The sequence below is a fragment of the Alkalibacterium sp. s-m-28 genome (genome assembly GCF_054658175.1).
In genome coordinates this window covers 1-15867 of record NZ_BAAGIQ010000050.1, presented here as the reverse complement: position 1 = coordinate 15867, position 15867 = coordinate 1, and the positions used below count along the sequence as shown (strand labels likewise).

Here is a 15867-nt window from a genome sequence, read left to right as displayed (position 1 = left end):
CGTCCGTCTTCCTTCAGATTCCGCCTCACGGCGGACACCCTTGACTTTCGCTAACAGTTCCTACTGCCAAGTCTGTAGTGGACTTTCACCACCAAGTTGTCGCCCATGCCGGGCGCACGAAAGAAAGACCTTTAGTCATACTAAAGGTCTTTCTAACCAGATGTTTAATCTTACATGTGGATTGGTAAGCCTAAAGCCGCTTCTGCAGCATCCATAACTGTTTCACCTAGAGAAGGGTGTCCGTGGATAGTCAATGCGATATCTTCAGCATTCATGCCACTTTCAATAGCTAAACCTAGTTCAGCAATGATGTCAGAAGCACTGATTCCAGCAACCTGAGCACCTACAATGACATTATCTTCTTTGGTAGTGATCAGTCTGACAAATCCTTCAGTAGCATTAAGAGACAATGCACGTCCGTTTCCGCCAAGTGGGAATTTAGTGACTTTAATATCCATATCCTGTTCTTTCGCTTCACTTTCAGTTAAACCAACAGAAGCAATTTCCGGATCAGTGAAGGCTACTGCAGGAAGTGCACGGTAATCTACCGCTACTTTCTTGCCTGAGATAGCTTCCGCTGCGATTTTAGCTTCATAGCTGGCTTTGTGAGCCAATGCAGGTCCAGGTACAACGTCTCCGATGCCCCAGATGCTTGATACGTTCGTACGTCCCTGATTGTCAACCTTGATCAGACCACGTTCTCCAACTTCAACGCCAGCCTGCTCAAGACCAAGTTCGTCAGTGTTTGGACGACGTCCTACAGTAACAAGTACATAATCCACGTCAAGAGATTTTTCTTCTCCTTTAGCTTCATATTTAACTGTCACTCCGTTATCTGAAACAACAGCTTCTTTAGCCATTGCATCAGTTACGATGTCAACACCACGAGATTTAAAGTTCTTCTCAACAAGTTTGACCATGTCTTTGTCAAAACCGTTTAGAATAGATGGCAGACCTTCAAGGATAGTGACTTCAGTACCCAAGTTAGCGTATACTCCTGCTAATTCAGAACCGATGTATCCACCACCGACGATAGCCATTTTCCCTGGAATTTCAGACAAGTTCAGTGCGCCAGTTGAATCAAGTACGCGTTCACCGAATTTAAATCCTGGAATTTCAACCGGGCGGCTTCCTGTAGCCACAATAGCGTTATTGAAAGAATAAGTCTGAGCTTTATCTTCACCCATAACACGCAGTGTGTTTTCATCAACGAAGAAAGCTTCTCCATCAAGGATTTCAACTTTATTCTTTTTAAGCAGACCTTCAACACCTTTAGTCAGTTTAGAAACAACTTGATTGTTCTTCCATTCCTGAGTTTTGGCGAAGTCGATCGTTACATTCTCAGATGATACACCAAAAGATGTAGAATCAAGAGAATCCTGATATTTGTGACCAGCAGCGATCAATGCTTTAGATGGAATACATCCAACGTTCAAGCATACACCACCGATATATTCTTTTTCTACAATAGCAACTTTTTGTCCCATTTGAGCAGCTCTAATTGCAGCTACGTATCCGCCAGGTCCAGCGCCGATAACTACTGTATCCAGTTCAATTGCGAAATCTCCTACTACCATTTACGATTCACCTTATCCTTCCATTAATAATAATTCAGGATCTGCTAATAGACGTTTTAGTTCGTTCATAGCTTTCTGACCTGTCGCTCCATCGATTACTCGGTGGTCGAATACTAGTGACAATGCAAGCATTGGAGCAGCAACAACTTCACCTTCGTCGTTTACGATCGCTTTTTTAGCGATACGGCCAACGCCTAGAATAGCAACTTCAGGGTGGTTGATGATTGGTGTGAACCATCCGCCGCCAACAGAACCGATGTTGGAAATTGAAATAGATCCGTCAGCCATGTCGCTGGATTTCAATTTACCTTCGTGAGCTTTAGCTCCAAGTTCTGAAATTTCTGAAGCGATGTCGAACATTGATTTCTTGTCAGCATCAGAAACAACTGGTACGTATAATCCCTGTTCAGTATCTGCAGCGATACCTATGTTGAAGTAGTTTTTGTAGACCACTTCATCAGTTGTATCATCGATAGATGAGTTCAATGCTGGGAATTTCTTCATAACTGAGATGATTGCTTTAACAACGTATGGTAGGAATGTCAGTTTAACATCCTGCTCAGCTGCAATCGTCTTGAATTTAGTACGATGAGCCATCAATTTAGTTACATCAACTTCATCGAACAATGATACTGAAGGAATTGTCAATGAACTGTTGACCATTGCTTTAGAGATAGCTTTACGTGTAGTAGACATTTTTTCTCTAGTTTCTTCATCAGAACGACCAGATTTGAATGGTTTCGCTTCTGAAGATACACGTTGAATGTGCTTGCTTTCAGTTTCAGTTGAAGTACCTTCTTCAGAAGAAGACCCTTGATCAGCTGATTTAGATTCAGCAGATGCTCCGCCACCTTGCAGGAAGCTGTCGATATCGTCTCTAGTTGTACGTCCACCTTTACCTGTGGCTTCAACCAGGCTGATGTCTACATCTTTTTCACGCGCATATTGTCGAACAGATGGCATAGCCAGTACACGTTTATTCGGATCAGATGTTTTAACTACCTCACCGGAAGTAGCAGCTTCTGAACCTGCTGGATCTGTTTCTTCTGTTCCAGCAGCAGTTTCTTCAGATGACATTTCAGATTCAGCTACTTCTTCAGTTGAATCAGCTTCTTCCTCGCCACCTTCATGTCCTTCTGCGTCGATCTCAACGATTGGATCTCCTACAGAAGCTACTGTACCTGGTTCAACTAAGAATTTTTTGATTGTTCCATCAACTGGAGAAGCTAGTTCCTCAACTGATTTATCGTTTTGGATTTCTGCAATCGAATCGCCTTCTTCAACTGTGTCTCCCTCAGAAACTAACCAGCTAACGATTTCGCCTTCAGCCATACCTTCCCCAACATCAGGGAGTTTAAATGTAAAAGCCATTAATTTTCTTCCCTTCTATAATGATTTCATTTAAGAAATTAACTTTACTCAATAAGGAACAATCTTTCTATTCTCTTATATCGAGTTAAAAAGAATGTTCCTTTTGAGTTACTGTATCAAATTATATTAAAATTCAACTGCTTCTTTGATTGCTTCAGTAATGTCAGTTGCACTTGGTAACCACTGGTTTTCAGCTTGTCCGAATGGATAAACTGTATCAGGTGCTGTAACGAATCCGATAGGTGCTTCCAGAGAAAGGATTGCACGTTGAGACACTTCAGAAATAACCGTGTTTCCTACTCCAGCCATGCGCTGAGCTTCCTGAACCATGACCATGCGACCAGTTTTCTCAACAGAAGCTACAACAGTTTCATAGTCGATTGGAGAAACAGTACGCAGGTCAATCACCTCAACAGATACGCCGTCTTTTTCAAGCTGTTCAGCAGCTTTCAATGCTTCACGGACCATGTAACCATAGGCTACAACTGTTACGTCTGTTCCTTCTTTAGCTACAGCAGCTTTCCCTAGAGGTACAGTGTACTGTTCTTCAGGAACTTCATCACGGAAAGAACGGTAAAGTTTCATGTGCTCAAGGAAAACAACTGGATCTTCGTCACGGATTGCTGAAGTTAGAAGACCTTTTGCATCGTAAGGGTTTGAAGGGATAACAACTTTAAGTCCAGGAGACTGAGCCATTAGTCCTTCAAGACTGTCTGCGTGCATTTCAGGCGTGTGTACACCTCCACCAAATGGTGAACGAACAACTGCCGGAAGGTGCAGTTTTCCACCCATACGGTAGCTGGTACGAGCCATTTGACCAACAATTGAATCCATTACTTCGAATACGAATCCGAAGAACTGGATTTCCATAACTGGACGGAAACCTTGAACAGCTAAACCAAAAGCCATTCCTCCGATACCAGATTCAGCAAGTGGAGTATCACTGACGCGATCTTCACCGTACTTGTCGAAAAGTCCTTGAGTCGCACGGAATACTCCGCCGTTTTTACCTACGTCTTCACCGAAAACCAGGACTTTTTCATCACGGGCCATTTCCTGATCAAGTGCTTCCGTGATTGCTTGAATCATTGTAAGATTCGCCATGATTATTTACTCTCCTTTGCTTCGTATTTCTCAATCTGCTCAGTAATGTTCTGACCAGGCTCATTGTACATGTTTTTCAGGAAGTCTGAAATTTTCATCTTAGGAGCTTGATCTGCTTCTTTAGCAGCTTGTTTGATTTCTTCTTTAGTTTCTTCAATCAGTTTTTCTTCCTGTTCTTCTGACCACAGACCTTTTTCAGTCAGGAAGTTACGGAAGCGGATAAGTGGATCTCTCTGTTCCCAGTAGTCAAATGATTCCTGTTCACGGTAACGTGTAGGATCATCACCTGAAGTTGAGTGAGGGCCGAAACGTGACGTGATTGTTTCGATCAATACTGGTCCGTTTCCTGCAGCAGCCCATTCACGAGCCTGTTTAGTAACAGCATATACTGCAAGTGGGTCCATTCCATCAACTTGAACACCAGGGATACCTGCAGCAGCAGCTTTCTGAGCAAGTGTTTTAGCAGCAGTCTGCTTCTCACGAGGAGTAGAAATCGCATACCCATTGTTTTGGATAAAGAATACGACAGGTGCTTTGTAACGTCCGGCAAAGTTCATCCCTTCGTATACATCACCTTGAGAAGATCCACCGTCACCAGTATAAGTGAATGTCACTTCATCTTCTTTCCCAGCCATTTTCTGTCCCACGGCATTACCCATTGCTTGAATAAATTGCGCACCGATAATGATTTGAGGTGGAATAGCGTGTAAATCTTCAGGATAATTGTTTCCTTCTACATGTCCACGAGACCATAAAAAAGCCTGTGATACAGGTAGACCGTGTTGGATCAACTGAGGTACATCACGGTACCCAGGATAGAACCAGTCCTGTTTCTTAAATGCAAAATGACTTGCTAACTGAGATGCTTCCTGCCCCATAGTAGGTGCATAGAAACCTAGTCTTCCCTGACGGGCAAGTGCCATTGAGCGATCATGAAGAACACGTGACCACACCATTCTTCTCATTAATTCTACTAATTCATCATCAGATAAATCCGGCATAATGTCTTCGTTGACGATTTTCCCATCTTTATCCAGAATTTGAACCATCGGAAACGAAGCTTCGATTGTACTTAGTAATGCTTCGTAATCAACTGGTTGCTTTGCCATAGATTACCCATTCCTCTCTGTTTTTAAAGTTCAATATAACAGATAATATCCCCTGTTACATTTTAATCCATTCCTTTCTAAATCTATCATGATTCATGAATTAATGCAAGCGATATTCATGTAGTGTCGCAGTATAAATCCTTGATATTAAAGCAATTACAGCCCATTGTGATAACTACAACAAACACGCTGTTATACTTTTTTCATACGATACCCTCCGGAACTTGATTGAGTTAAAGTAATACAGGCATTTTATCTGTTATATAAAAGAACTTAGAGCTATGTCTTTGTATCATTGGAAGGATAAGCAGCTTTTCGCATGTGAATCAGATCACTATTTATTATTAGAATACTTTTATTTTGACTATAGGAATATTTGAGGTGCGGGACCTATTCATATTTGTTAGAATAGGAAAAGAATAATAGCATTGGAGGTTATATGCGTGTTAACTATGAAAGATGTCATTAGAGAAGGACACCCTACTTTAAGACAAATTGCTGAAACAATTGAATTTCCTTTAGATCCTGAAGTAAAGTCGCTCGCAGAAGATATGCTTCAGTTTTTAAAGAACAGTCAGGACCCTGATCTTGCTGAAAAGTATGAATTGAGACCTGGAGTGGGAATCGCAGCTCCCCAGGTCGATGTATCTAAAAGGCTGATTGCTGTACATGTCCCTTCGGCAGACGAAGAAGACAGCACCCCCGAGTTCAGCGCTGTGATGATCAACCCTAAAATCATCAGTCATTCTGTCCAGCAGACTTGCCTGTCAGATGGAGAAGGCTGCCTGTCTGTCGACCGCGAAGTTCCAGGCTATGTCCCGAGACACAAGCGGATTAAAGTGGATTACTTTGACTTGGACGGAAAAAAACAGAGCATTCGACTGAGAGATTTTCCGGCAATTGTCGTCCAGCACGAAATCGATCACCTGAACGGCATCATGTTCTACGATCGAATCGATCCTGAAAATCCATTGGCACTTCCAGATGACATTGATGTCCTAGGTACAGTAGAAGAATAATATGAATGTGAATTGCCTAAATAATAATGTAAATAGACGATAGTCCTTCCGGCCTCTTTAAGCTGGAAGAACTATCGTCTTTTCAATTTAGGTTAAATTATAAATCAGCGTTCCTCTACTCTAATTTCTTCCGCAGGATCCACCGGTTCTCTCAGCTGTCTTCTCTTCTGCTGCTGATACTGAATTGCTTCCAGCAGAGGAATCATAATGGCTGCTACGAAGCCTCCTGCAAACCCGTTATTATATAAATTGATCCCACCGTGCAGATACCCTGTATTGCTGACGACACTAAGGTGAAGTGCGCCGGCAAGAATACCGATCAGCGTGCCGTAGCGACCTGCTATAGGCGCGATCGTCGTCCCGAACAACCCTGCGATCACTACCGATGTTGCACTCATGTCGTATCCATTGATATATCCCATCAAGGTGACCCCTATGAGAATAGGAAGAACATTGCGAAGGTGTTTCCCGAATGCACCGAACCCGACAACTGTAAGTATCCCACCAATAGCCGGTCCGTTTATTTCTCCGCCATGAAACAGCACATAAAATGTCGAGACAAAACCTAGCAGTGCCATATTGATCAGGGTAACACTGAATCCGTTGGTAGTCAGAAAGTCAGTGGACAGCTGGCCGGAATGCTTGATCAGTGCGCCATAACCATTCAGCGTCCAGGAATTTAAATACAGCCCCCCTACTAGCATCAGAGTAAACAAAGTTAAAAAAATGATAGTAAATGGCTGATTGTTTCCGCTGGATATCATTGAAACGGGTTCAATGTCTCTACCAGTACTTCTCAGAAGTGAGGTAAAAATTGTTCCAACTATACCGCTGGTGAAACCAACGTTGTAGACACTGAAACCTTTTGTAAACCCGACAAAGTGCTTAGCCAGAGGCGGAAGGATAAAGCCAGCAACAAATCCGACTAAGTATCCATAAAAAATACCCAACGGGAGCGGCAGACCTATATTGAATGTCACTTCACTCACCAGCGGTCCAAGTGCTGTCCCGAATAAAGCGGCCAGCAAGGATTTCTCTGCCGGGACTTCCGTTACCCTTGCATAAGCAAAAGCACCCAGAACGATCGGCATGGAATTATACAGGTTTTTACCAAAAAATGAAAAGGCAGCTACTGTAAAGACAGCGGCAATAATCGGACCGTTGACTTTCGCCCGCGTCAGGCGGATTATACCAATAGAATGCGCTGTCAATAATGCAGAATTAAAAAGCGTAGCGCCTACGTTTGAAAGTGCAAAATAATCGGTTGTCAGATTGGCTGGAGAAGTTAAGATCGTAATCTGTCCAGTGATGATTTCCTGAGGGGTATTGAATAAGAATGCCAGAGAAGCAAATAACAGTGCCAGACTAAATAGAAAGCCATACTTCACATTCTGTGGTATGACTGTGTATTGAGTAATATGCAGCTGGTTTTCAGATATCACATCAATTCCTCTTTCCTTAGCGTAGTTTCGCTAAATAATTGAATGGAGATAGACGGGCTCGAACCGACGACCTCTTCGCTGCCAGCGAAGCGCTCTCCCAACTGAGCTATACCCCCTGTGTCATACTTACTTATTATTACCCATAGGACCTACTTTTGTCTACAAAATCATTGAAAAAAGACTGGTTTCCCAGTCATTTTTCACAAGATCGACACAAAATCAAATCAAAGATAGCCCAATTTTTCAAGAGCCAGCTGAATCCCATTCTGACTACTGCTTGCTGTAACAAGATCAGCAACTTTCTTTACGTCGTCTTCCGCATTCCCCATCGCTACTCCTGTTCCAGCATTTTCAATCATCTCCAGATCATTAAACCCATCACCGAAAGCTACGATATTGTCATTGCTGATATTGAGTTGTTTCGCCAGACGCTCGATAGTCGAAAACTTGGATCCTCCAGCAGGCAGGACATCTACTCCTGTTTCGTGCCACCTTACAAATCTGAAATGATCGAACTGTCCCTCTTCATATAAAGAGGCTTCTTCTTCTGAGTAAAAGATCAGACACTGCACTAATGGGTACTTTTCGTGATAGTCATGATTCTGTTCCGGTACTGGAAACCCTACATGAGCCATCCCTTTCTCCATGCGTTCATTTGGCTGACTACTTCGTCTTCTTAGTTCATCTACCGTCTCATAGACCATCTGATGGCCATTATCATCAGCCATGGTAATTAGACGATCGAGCTCATCTTTGTTCAGAGAATTGGTATAGATTGAATCGTGCTTGTAATATGCGGCTGCACCGTTGCAGACGATATAGTTTTCAATAGCCAGTTCCTTAATGACTTCTGAAGCCATCGTGCGGTTCCTGCCAGTCGCAATAGCCACTTCGTAGTTTTCGGCCAGTTTCTTGACTGCCTGTCTCGTACTTTCGGGAAGCTGCTTATGTTCATCCAGTAGAGTGCCGTCAATATCGAATACGAATAGTTTCCTGCTTGTCATATCTACCATACACTTCCTTTTTTTACTGCTATTCTCTTACTATATACATAAAACTACATTTACTCAATGCTTAATTCGTAGTTTGTTTGGATGATGACGGCTTGCCTTCCTATACTTATTATTTTCATTATGGTAATATATTTATAGCAGTGGCTAGTACCCACTAAACAGACCTGATGAGATTTATCATATTTTTGTAAGTATTCATTAGCATACTGAAATCAAACATTATAAGGAGACATTTAATATGAAACCAAATATCAAGAACAATGAAACGGCAGTCTATGCCTTAGGAGGACTGAATGAGATAGGAAAAAATACCTATGCTGTCCAATTCCAGGATGAGATCATTCTTATTGATGCAGGAATTAAGTTCCCGGAAGACGATCTTTTAGGTATTGATTATGTCATTCCCGATTACAGCTATCTGATAGAAAATCAGGACAAGCTCAAGGGGCTGTTTATTACACATGGACATGAGGATCACGTAGGAGGAATTCCTTTCCTTCTTAAGCAGCTTAACATCCCTATCTATGCTAATAAACTTGCTCTGGCTCTAATAAAGAATAAATTGAACGAACACAACCTGCTACGTTCTGCAACACTTCACGAAGTCAATGAAGATACAGTCACCAAGTTCAGAAAGACTACTGTATCATTCTTCAGAACTACTCACAGTGTGCCAGAATCATACGGTATCGTTGTGAAGACTCCGAATGGTAATATTGTCCAGACTGGGGACTTTAAATTTGACTTCACACCAGTTGGAGAACCCGCAAATATCCACAAGATGGCTAAAATTGGAGAAGAAGGTGTTCTTGCCCTTCTGTCTGACAGTACCAATGCTGAAGTTCCAAACTTTACCAAGTCCGAACAGGTAGTCGGAGATTCAATTCGTAGTCTTCTTAAGAAAATCGATGGTCGTATTATTTTTGCGACATTTGCTTCAAATATTTCACGAATCCAGCAAGTTGTCGAAGCGGCTAACAAGACTGGAAGAAAAATTGCCGTATTTGGAAGAAGTATGGTCAATGCGATGGAGACAGGTCAGGAACTTGGGTATATCCAGGCAGAAGAAGGCACTTTCATTCACCCGAATGAACTGAAACGTTACAAGGATAATGAGATCCTGATCTTATGTACTGGATCTCAAGGTGAGCCGATGGCAGCTCTCAGTCGTGTCGCAAACGGAACACACAGACAGATTTCCATCCAGCCTGGAGATTCAGTTATTTTCTCCAGCTCTCCTATTCCCGGGAATACTGTCAGCGTTAACCGTGTCATCAACCAGCTTCTTGAAGCGGGCGCAAACGTCATCCACGGAAAAATCAATAACATTCATACTTCAGGACACGGTGGTCAGGAAGAGCAGAAATTGATGCTTCAACTCATGAAGCCTAAATACTTTGTTCCTATTCACGGCGAACATCGTATGCAGAAAATACACGCTTCTCTTGCGCAGAAAACAGGCGTACCAGAAGAAAACTGTTTTGTTCTGGACAATGGTCAAATCGTCGCATTTACTGAAAACAGTGCAAGACGCGCCGGAGATTTTGACGCTAAAGATGTTTATGTTGATGGAAGTGGAATAGGAGACATCGGTAACGTTGTCTTGAGGGACAGAAAAATACTTTCTGATAATGGTCTAGTTGTAGTCGTCGCCACAATCGATCCTAAAAAGAAAGAAGTTCTTGCCGGACCGGATATTATCTCAAGAGGCTTCATTTATATGAGAGAATCAGAAGAACTCATTCAAAATGCACAGAAAATAGCCTATAAGAGCATCCGTAAGTCGTTCGAGCACAACACTGTCAATGAATTTAAAATGAGAAACGACCTGATCGAAGATATCAAGCAGTTCCTCTTTGCAGAAACTGAAAGACGACCAATCATCCTTCCAGTTATCTTAACAAATTAAAATAAAAGTGAGCGGACAATGATTATGTCTGCTCACTTTTTTTATTGTTTAAAATCGGCTACTCTTTGACCAGGTCATGTCTGAACGCATATATTGCCACCTGAGTTCTATCTTCCACATCCAGCTTCGACAATATATTTGATACATGCGTCTTGACTGTCTTTAGAGTGATGAAAAGCTCATCCGCTATTTCCTGATTGGTATACCCCTTGGAAATAAGCTGAACCACTTCATTCTCTCTGTTAGTCAGAAGTTCATGCGGATAATGCTTCAAAGATTCTTCTTTCTTCTCCTCCATGATCGTACTGACTTCGTCCTCGATATAATTATGCCCATTATAAGTATCTCTGACAGCTTTTGCTATTTCCTGAGCCGTAGATGTTTTAAGAATGTAGCCACAAGCTCCAGCCTGCATTGCCGGGTACACTTTTTCATCATCAATGAAACTCGTCAGGATTATAATTTTAGCCTCCGGCCATTGTCCCATAAGCTGCTGGGTAGCTTCCGTTCCGTCCATTACTTCCATAACCAGGTCCATTAGAATAATGTCCGGCTTCTCCTGAAGGGCAAGCTCTACTCCTACTTTTCCATTCTCGGCTTCACCCACCACTTCAAAATCATCCTGTACTGAAAAAAAGGATGACAACCCAAGACGTACCATTTCATGATCATCTACTAACAACAACCGTATCACATAGTTTCCTCCTCTATACTATTGGTACATTGATCTCAATTCGTGTGCCGACATTTTTAAGTGAAATGATTCTCACATTCCCACCCATGCCTTCGATTCGTTCTCTTATATTATGTAGTCCGTAACTGCCTGCTTTCTTATCTTCCACTTTAAAACCGACGCCATCATCGATAACACTTAACTGTACCGTATCTCCGTTTTTTGTCAAATAGACTTCCAGTTCCTTTGCTTTGGCATGTCTGAGTACATTGGACAACAGCTCCTGAATGATCCTGAAAAAGTGGTCTTCCATGGTCTGAGCCATTGTAATCGAATCGATTGAGTAGTGGATAACGATATCTATCTTCCCTCCCAGTTCCTTCAACAGCTGTTCTATCCCCTCCTTCAATGATTTACCGTCAAGCTGGATCGGTCTGAGATGAAGAAGCAGAGCCCTCATTTCGGTCTGTGAGGCATTTATCGTCTGTTCAACCATCTGGAGCTGTCTGATGATCGAATCAGGACAGTTATCTATCTGCTGATTCACTGCAGACAGCATCATTGAGGATGCGAACAGCTGCTGGCTTACTGAATCATGCAGTTCTCTGGCAATACGATGCCGTTCCTGCTCCAGGATTTCCTCTTTCGTTTCACTGCTCACTCCGCCGGATTCCTGAGCATTTCTTAAAGCCTGATCTGCCATGAACATCAGTTTTTCATGCAGGTTGAGAAACTGCCTGTCGACTTCTTCGCTCACCTGCAGCGGTGTATCCAATGAGTACATATTTAAAAAAATTGAGGCGGAATAATGACCTTGGCTCATCATTCTTAGTCCTTCTTCGACTTTCCTCAGTTTCTTTCTCTCAAAAGCTCTTAGATAAGTAAGCGTACTGACAGACAGAACAAATGAGAAAAGTATCAGGTAAACGATCAGCGAAATACCAATGAAATTCGCCTGGTAAAATACGCTTATCCACTGATTTTCTGATAGGAAGAGCAGAATGAAAATAGTTATGAATACTAAGGTAAACAGATACAGAATAAAAAATTTTGCCAGTAAAGATAGAGACTTTTTCATAAATAAATCACCTCTACTTCACCGACAAGCGTATTGGCCACGATCCTCAACTTTCTAAGTGAAGACTGATAATCCTTCGACTGCCACTTTATGGTTTCATTCTTGAGGTCATATTCTTCTGTATCGATAACCAGTTTTCCCAGAGTCAGACTGATATCTAGAGACAGCGCGACATCCTTGGGGACAATGACTTTTGTGTCTCCAAACCCTTTTCTGATGATAATAGTATTTTCTTTTTTGGGTAAAATAGTATTACCTAAATCAAAGAAAGTATCTCCCATCATCTTTGTAAAATTCTTGTCGTTCCACTCGAAAACTTTTTTTCCTTCCGAGTCGTCACCGAACCATCTGTTTCTCGTAAACTTCATTTCTGTTTCAGTCTCTTCATCCCATTCTACTGATATAAACTCCTTCTCATGCCAGTATTTATTTCTTCGAAATAAAGGATCCCTTATAGTACGTGAAAGTTTACTGTCAGAGTTGAACTCTACTATAAGAAACACACTGATAATGGCCCAGAAGGCACTGGTAAATACAAGTGACAAAGCAAAAAACACTACACTTGTCCAGAGCCACTGTGACTTTTTCCCGTCGTCAGTCCTTGAGAACTTGTATAGCAGGAGAAAGAACAACCCGGCAATAAAGAACAGGAGAAGCATCCACGTATTAAATAGCTGATAGAACAGCCAGACGAAAAGTAAAATCATGATCGATCTGTAAATTGAAGAACTCATGAGCAGCTCCCCTCCTCTTTGTTATAGTTACAGTATAACTAAATAGCAGCTTAATAGCACTAGCTTCAATGAAAAATCAGGCTCAGGTTGGATAAAAAAGGGCTGAAAGAAGAGGAAATCTCTCCTTTCAGCCCTGATAATCAAAATACGTTTGTGATTTCAACTTCCATTGTTCCACCAGGTGTATTGATCTGGACTTTGTTTCCGACTGTCTTCCCTAAAAGCGCCTGCGCTATAGGAGATTCATTGGAAATTTTACCTGAAAATGGATCTGCTTCTGCTTTTCCAACGATTGTGTACTCTTCCTCGATTCCGTCCGGCAGTTCTTTAAAGATAACTGAACGTCCAAGAGTGACTTCACCCTCCTTAGAATTGGAGCTGTCGATGATCTGTGCATTCTGAAGCATGTTTTCGATCGTACTGATACGCCCTTCAATAAATGCCTGTTCATCTTTCGCAGATTCGTATTCAGAGTTCTCTGACAGGTCTCCGAATCCTCTGGCAATTTTTATTCGCTCAACGACCTCTTTACGTTTTACCGTTTTCAGTTCGTTCAATTCATTTTCTAACTTTTCTTTTCCTTCTAATGTCATTGGATAGACTTTTTCTGTCATCATTTCATTCACCTCATAAAAAATACTTTTATACCTTACTGTTTAGAATCAATTGTTAAAATAATTTAAGAAAGAGCTGTCAACTAATTTCTCAATGGAACTAAGATACCACGAACATATGACGTTGTAAAGCGTTTTTAAGAATTAAGCGACCCTAATCAAAGGGAACGCTCTTCAAATATTGTATGAATCTTTGTAGTCATTAAATCGATCGCTACCTGGTTTCTTCCCCCTTCAGGGATGATCAGATCTGCATATTTTTTCGTTGGTTCGATAAATTGAGCATGCATGGGTTTGACCACTGTCAGATACTGGTCGATGACACTGTCCAGTGTTCTTCCACGTTCTTCAATGTCCCTCTTAATACGACGAATGATCCTGATATCGTCATCTGTATCAACATACAGCTTGATATCCATTAGGTTTCTTAAGCGGACATCTTCAAGGATAAGTATGCCTTCCAGAATAATTACTTCTTTAGGATCCTGAGTGATTGTCTCTCCACTTCTCGTATGTTTTGTATAATCATACACAGGTTTTTCGATACTATTATAACCTAGTAGCTCGTTCAGATGATTGATCAGCAGGTCAGTATCAAAGGCAAACGGATGATCATAATTGGTTTTTAGTCTTTCTTCAAAACTTAAATGATCCTGATTTTTATAATAAGAATCCTGTTCCAGCATCATTATGGACTTCCCAGGGAAATAGTTGTATATCGCCTGACTGACACTGGTTTTTCCACTTCCAGAACCTCCTGTTACACCTATGACTATTGGTTTATGCTTATCGTCCATGCTTTAATTCCTTCCCTGTTTCTATTTAAATGGTTTTCTCAAGAAAAGCACTGAGCTCTTGTGAACTCAATGCTTTTTTATTATCTTAAATATTTGTTTTGATATTCAAGGTGCTGTTCGTATGTCTCAGAAAAATATATCTTCCTAGTAGATAGATCTGCCAGGAAAAACATGTAATCTGTCTCAGCCGGGTTCATACTTGCCCTAATGGACTCTTCATCCGGGTTATTGACCGGCCCAGGTCCTAATCCTCTGTGTTTATACAAATTGTACGGCGAGTCCACTTCAAGATCATCATATGTGATCCGTTCCTGGTGTTCTCCCAACGCGTAAGTGACACTCACATCGGTCTGAAGAGGCATGTTGATTTCCAGGCGGTTATAGAATACTCCTGAAATGAGTTCCCGGTCTTCATAAGTTATTCCTTCACGTTCTATGAAAGAGGCCATCGTAAGTATTTCGTGCACTGTGGTTTCTCTTTCCTCTATTTCCGCATAATACTGCTCCATAACTTGGTTCATTCTTCCAAGCATCTGGGTCACCAGTTCTTCTAGCGTAGTATCTGCAAATACTTCATAAGTAGCGGGGTAAAGGTAGCCTTCAAGTGTATAGAGCGTTTCTTCTCTCAGGTCCAGGGCTCCTTCAAGCAATTGAGGATACCGTTCCGCTGATGCTTCAAGAAACGCATCATCTTCTACCAGTTCGAAGAATTCCTCGATAGTATACTCAGTCTGATTCTCAACGACAATGGCTACCTGCTCGATCGTGTAGCCTTCGGGAATAGTTAGCCTGCCCGTTGACTCTTCTGTTATCGGAGTACCGCCTTCCTGCAAATAGGTGACGATTTCATCAGTCGACATTGATGGAGAGAATAAGTAGTACCCGGCCTGAAACCCTTCTTCACCCGTGAATCTCAAATGGTAATTGAAGACAAAGGCGCTTCGAATGATGTTGTTTTCTTCCAGAATACGTGCAATATCCGTTCTTGATGATCCGATGGGAATCTCAACAGGAACATCCTCATTGCTTTCAGCTTCCAGTGGTTCCAGGGAGGTCGTATAATAATGATACCCCGATACCACTAGTATAATCAGTAGTATGATTAATATAGAAACAATACTCAGAACAATTTTCCTTACTGTTTGAGTAGATTGTCTGTTGGGCATAAACTGTCCATCCTTTACCTGTGTAAGTTATCTCTATCATTATACACAAATTGCAATACAAGCGAAACATTTATTTTGGCTAGCTTGTGCCCATAAGCATAAAAGAGAGTTAACCAATATTTTGAAATTCAGTTCAATCGAGTAGGGGGTAAATAATTAATTTATTTACCGTCCTCTCACACCACCGTACGTACGGTTCCGTATACGGCGGTTCAATATCTTAAGTAAGCAGACTCTGCCAGTTGGTTTAGTGAAACTAAA

General features: G+C 41.6%; 14 protein-coding genes and 1 tRNA gene. 2 read left to right on the top strand and 13 right to left on the bottom strand.

Annotated elements, in window-relative coordinates; genetic code table 11:
- Positions 1-170: 170 nt before the first annotated feature.
- The 4 genes from lpdA to pdhA form a co-directional block, all read right to left on the bottom strand.
- On the bottom strand, positions 171-1577 hold the full coding sequence (gene lpdA / locus ACYQ4S_RS07835; RefSeq protein WP_459770430.1) for a dihydrolipoyl dehydrogenase: 1407 nt from the start codon (positions 1575-1577) through the stop codon (positions 171-173).
- A gap of 12 nt (positions 1578-1589) precedes the next feature.
- Positions 1590-2948 carry a dihydrolipoamide acetyltransferase family protein gene (locus ACYQ4S_RS07830; protein WP_459770428.1) on the bottom strand — a complete coding sequence of 453 codons (1359 nt, stop codon included), beginning with the start codon at positions 2946-2948 and terminating at the stop codon, positions 1590-1592.
- Positions 2949-3074: 126 nt separating this feature from the next.
- Positions 3075-4052: an alpha-ketoacid dehydrogenase subunit beta gene (locus ACYQ4S_RS07825; RefSeq protein WP_459770427.1), complete on the bottom strand. Its 978-nt coding sequence runs from the start codon at positions 4050-4052 to the stop codon at positions 3075-3077.
- A 2-nt stretch (positions 4053-4054) separates the two neighbouring features.
- On the bottom strand, positions 4055-5161 hold the full coding sequence (pdhA, locus tag ACYQ4S_RS07820; RefSeq protein WP_459770425.1) for a pyruvate dehydrogenase (acetyl-transferring) E1 component subunit alpha: 1107 nt from the start codon (positions 5159-5161) through the stop codon (positions 4055-4057).
- A gap of 443 nt (positions 5162-5604) precedes the next feature.
- Here pdhA and def point away from each other — a divergent pair, with 443 nt between their 5' ends.
- Positions 5605-6180, top strand: coding sequence for a peptide deformylase (def, locus tag ACYQ4S_RS07815; RefSeq protein ID WP_459770423.1), 576 nt, complete (start codon positions 5605-5607; stop codon positions 6178-6180).
- 104 nt (positions 6181-6284) lie between these two features.
- On the opposite strand, the gene ACYQ4S_RS07810 is transcribed toward def, so the two are convergent.
- From ACYQ4S_RS07810 to ACYQ4S_RS07800, 3 genes are all read right to left on the bottom strand, one after another.
- Positions 6285-7622, bottom strand: coding sequence for a DUF1576 domain-containing protein (locus ACYQ4S_RS07810; protein WP_459770421.1), 1338 nt, complete (start codon positions 7620-7622; stop codon positions 6285-6287).
- Between the two features lie 43 nt (positions 7623-7665).
- Positions 7666-7738: transfer RNA gene (locus ACYQ4S_RS07805), tRNA-Ala, on the bottom strand.
- 108 nt (positions 7739-7846) lie between these two features.
- A complete protein-coding gene (locus tag ACYQ4S_RS07800) occupies positions 7847-8635 on the bottom strand; it encodes a Cof-type HAD-IIB family hydrolase (protein WP_346024605.1) in 789 nt (262 codons plus the stop codon).
- Between the two features lie 238 nt (positions 8636-8873).
- On the opposite strand from ACYQ4S_RS07800, the gene rnjA reads away from it, so the two are divergent.
- A complete protein-coding gene (gene rnjA, locus ACYQ4S_RS07795) occupies positions 8874-10544 on the top strand; it encodes a ribonuclease J1 (protein WP_459770419.1) in 1671 nt (556 codons plus the stop codon).
- A gap of 58 nt (positions 10545-10602) precedes the next feature.
- On the opposite strand, the gene ACYQ4S_RS07790 is transcribed toward rnjA, so the two are convergent.
- From ACYQ4S_RS07790 to mltG, 6 genes are all read right to left on the bottom strand, one after another.
- Positions 10603-11238: a response regulator transcription factor gene (locus ACYQ4S_RS07790; RefSeq protein ID WP_091478913.1), complete on the bottom strand. Its 636-nt coding sequence runs from the start codon at positions 11236-11238 to the stop codon at positions 10603-10605.
- Between the two features lie 13 nt (positions 11239-11251).
- Positions 11252-12295 carry a sensor histidine kinase gene (locus tag ACYQ4S_RS07785; protein ID WP_346024604.1) on the bottom strand — a complete coding sequence of 348 codons (1044 nt, stop codon included), beginning with the start codon at positions 12293-12295 and terminating at the stop codon, positions 11252-11254.
- Positions 12292-13029 carry a cell wall-active antibiotics response protein LiaF gene (gene liaF / locus ACYQ4S_RS07780; RefSeq protein ID WP_346024603.1) on the bottom strand — a complete coding sequence of 246 codons (738 nt, stop codon included), beginning with the start codon at positions 13027-13029 and terminating at the stop codon, positions 12292-12294. Before liaF ends, ACYQ4S_RS07785 begins: the two co-directional genes overlap by 4 nt.
- A gap of 140 nt (positions 13030-13169) precedes the next feature.
- The gene (greA, locus tag ACYQ4S_RS07775) at positions 13170-13643 is read right to left on the bottom strand and encodes a transcription elongation factor GreA (protein ID WP_459770431.1); all 474 of its coding nucleotides are present in this window, start codon (positions 13641-13643) and stop codon (positions 13170-13172) included.
- 158 nt (positions 13644-13801) lie between these two features.
- A complete protein-coding gene (gene udk / locus ACYQ4S_RS07770) occupies positions 13802-14440 on the bottom strand; it encodes a uridine kinase (protein ID WP_091268691.1) in 639 nt (212 codons plus the stop codon).
- An 80-nt stretch (positions 14441-14520) separates the two neighbouring features.
- Positions 14521-15606 carry an endolytic transglycosylase MltG gene (mltG, locus tag ACYQ4S_RS07765; protein ID WP_346024602.1) on the bottom strand — a complete coding sequence of 362 codons (1086 nt, stop codon included), beginning with the start codon at positions 15604-15606 and terminating at the stop codon, positions 14521-14523.
- Between the last annotated feature and the right edge of the window lie 261 nt (positions 15607-15867).

What these genes read in the sequence shown, in the direction of transcription:
- udk (WP_091268691.1), bottom strand. Translation starts at nt 14,440, where the DNA reads ATGGACGATAAGCATAAACCAATAGTCATAGGTGTAACAGGAGGTTCT.
- rnjA (WP_459770419.1), top strand. Translation starts at nt 8,874, where the DNA reads ATGAAACCAAATATCAAGAACAATGAAACGGCAGTCTATGCCTTAGGA.
- greA (WP_459770431.1), bottom strand. Translation starts at nt 13,643, where the DNA reads ATGACAGAAAAAGTCTATCCAATGACATTAGAAGGAAAAGAAAAGTTA.
- ACYQ4S_RS07785 (WP_346024604.1), bottom strand. Translation starts at nt 12,295, where the DNA reads ATGAAAAAGTCTCTATCTTTACTGGCAAAATTTTTTATTCTGTATCTG.
- liaF (WP_346024603.1), bottom strand. Translation starts at nt 13,029, where the DNA reads ATGAGTTCTTCAATTTACAGATCGATCATGATTTTACTTTTCGTCTGG.
- ACYQ4S_RS07830 (WP_459770428.1), bottom strand. Translation starts at nt 2,948, where the DNA reads ATGGCTTTTACATTTAAACTCCCTGATGTTGGGGAAGGTATGGCTGAA.
- lpdA (WP_459770430.1), bottom strand. Translation starts at nt 1,577, where the DNA reads ATGGTAGTAGGAGATTTCGCAATTGAACTGGATACAGTAGTTATCGGC.
- pdhA (WP_459770425.1), bottom strand. Translation starts at nt 5,161, where the DNA reads ATGGCAAAGCAACCAGTTGATTACGAAGCATTACTAAGTACAATCGAA.
- ACYQ4S_RS07800 (WP_346024605.1), bottom strand. Translation starts at nt 8,635, where the DNA reads ATGGTAGATATGACAAGCAGGAAACTATTCGTATTCGATATTGACGGC.
- mltG (WP_346024602.1), bottom strand. Translation starts at nt 15,606, where the DNA reads ATGCCCAACAGACAATCTACTCAAACAGTAAGGAAAATTGTTCTGAGT.
- ACYQ4S_RS07825 (WP_459770427.1), bottom strand. Translation starts at nt 4,052, where the DNA reads ATGGCGAATCTTACAATGATTCAAGCAATCACGGAAGCACTTGATCAG.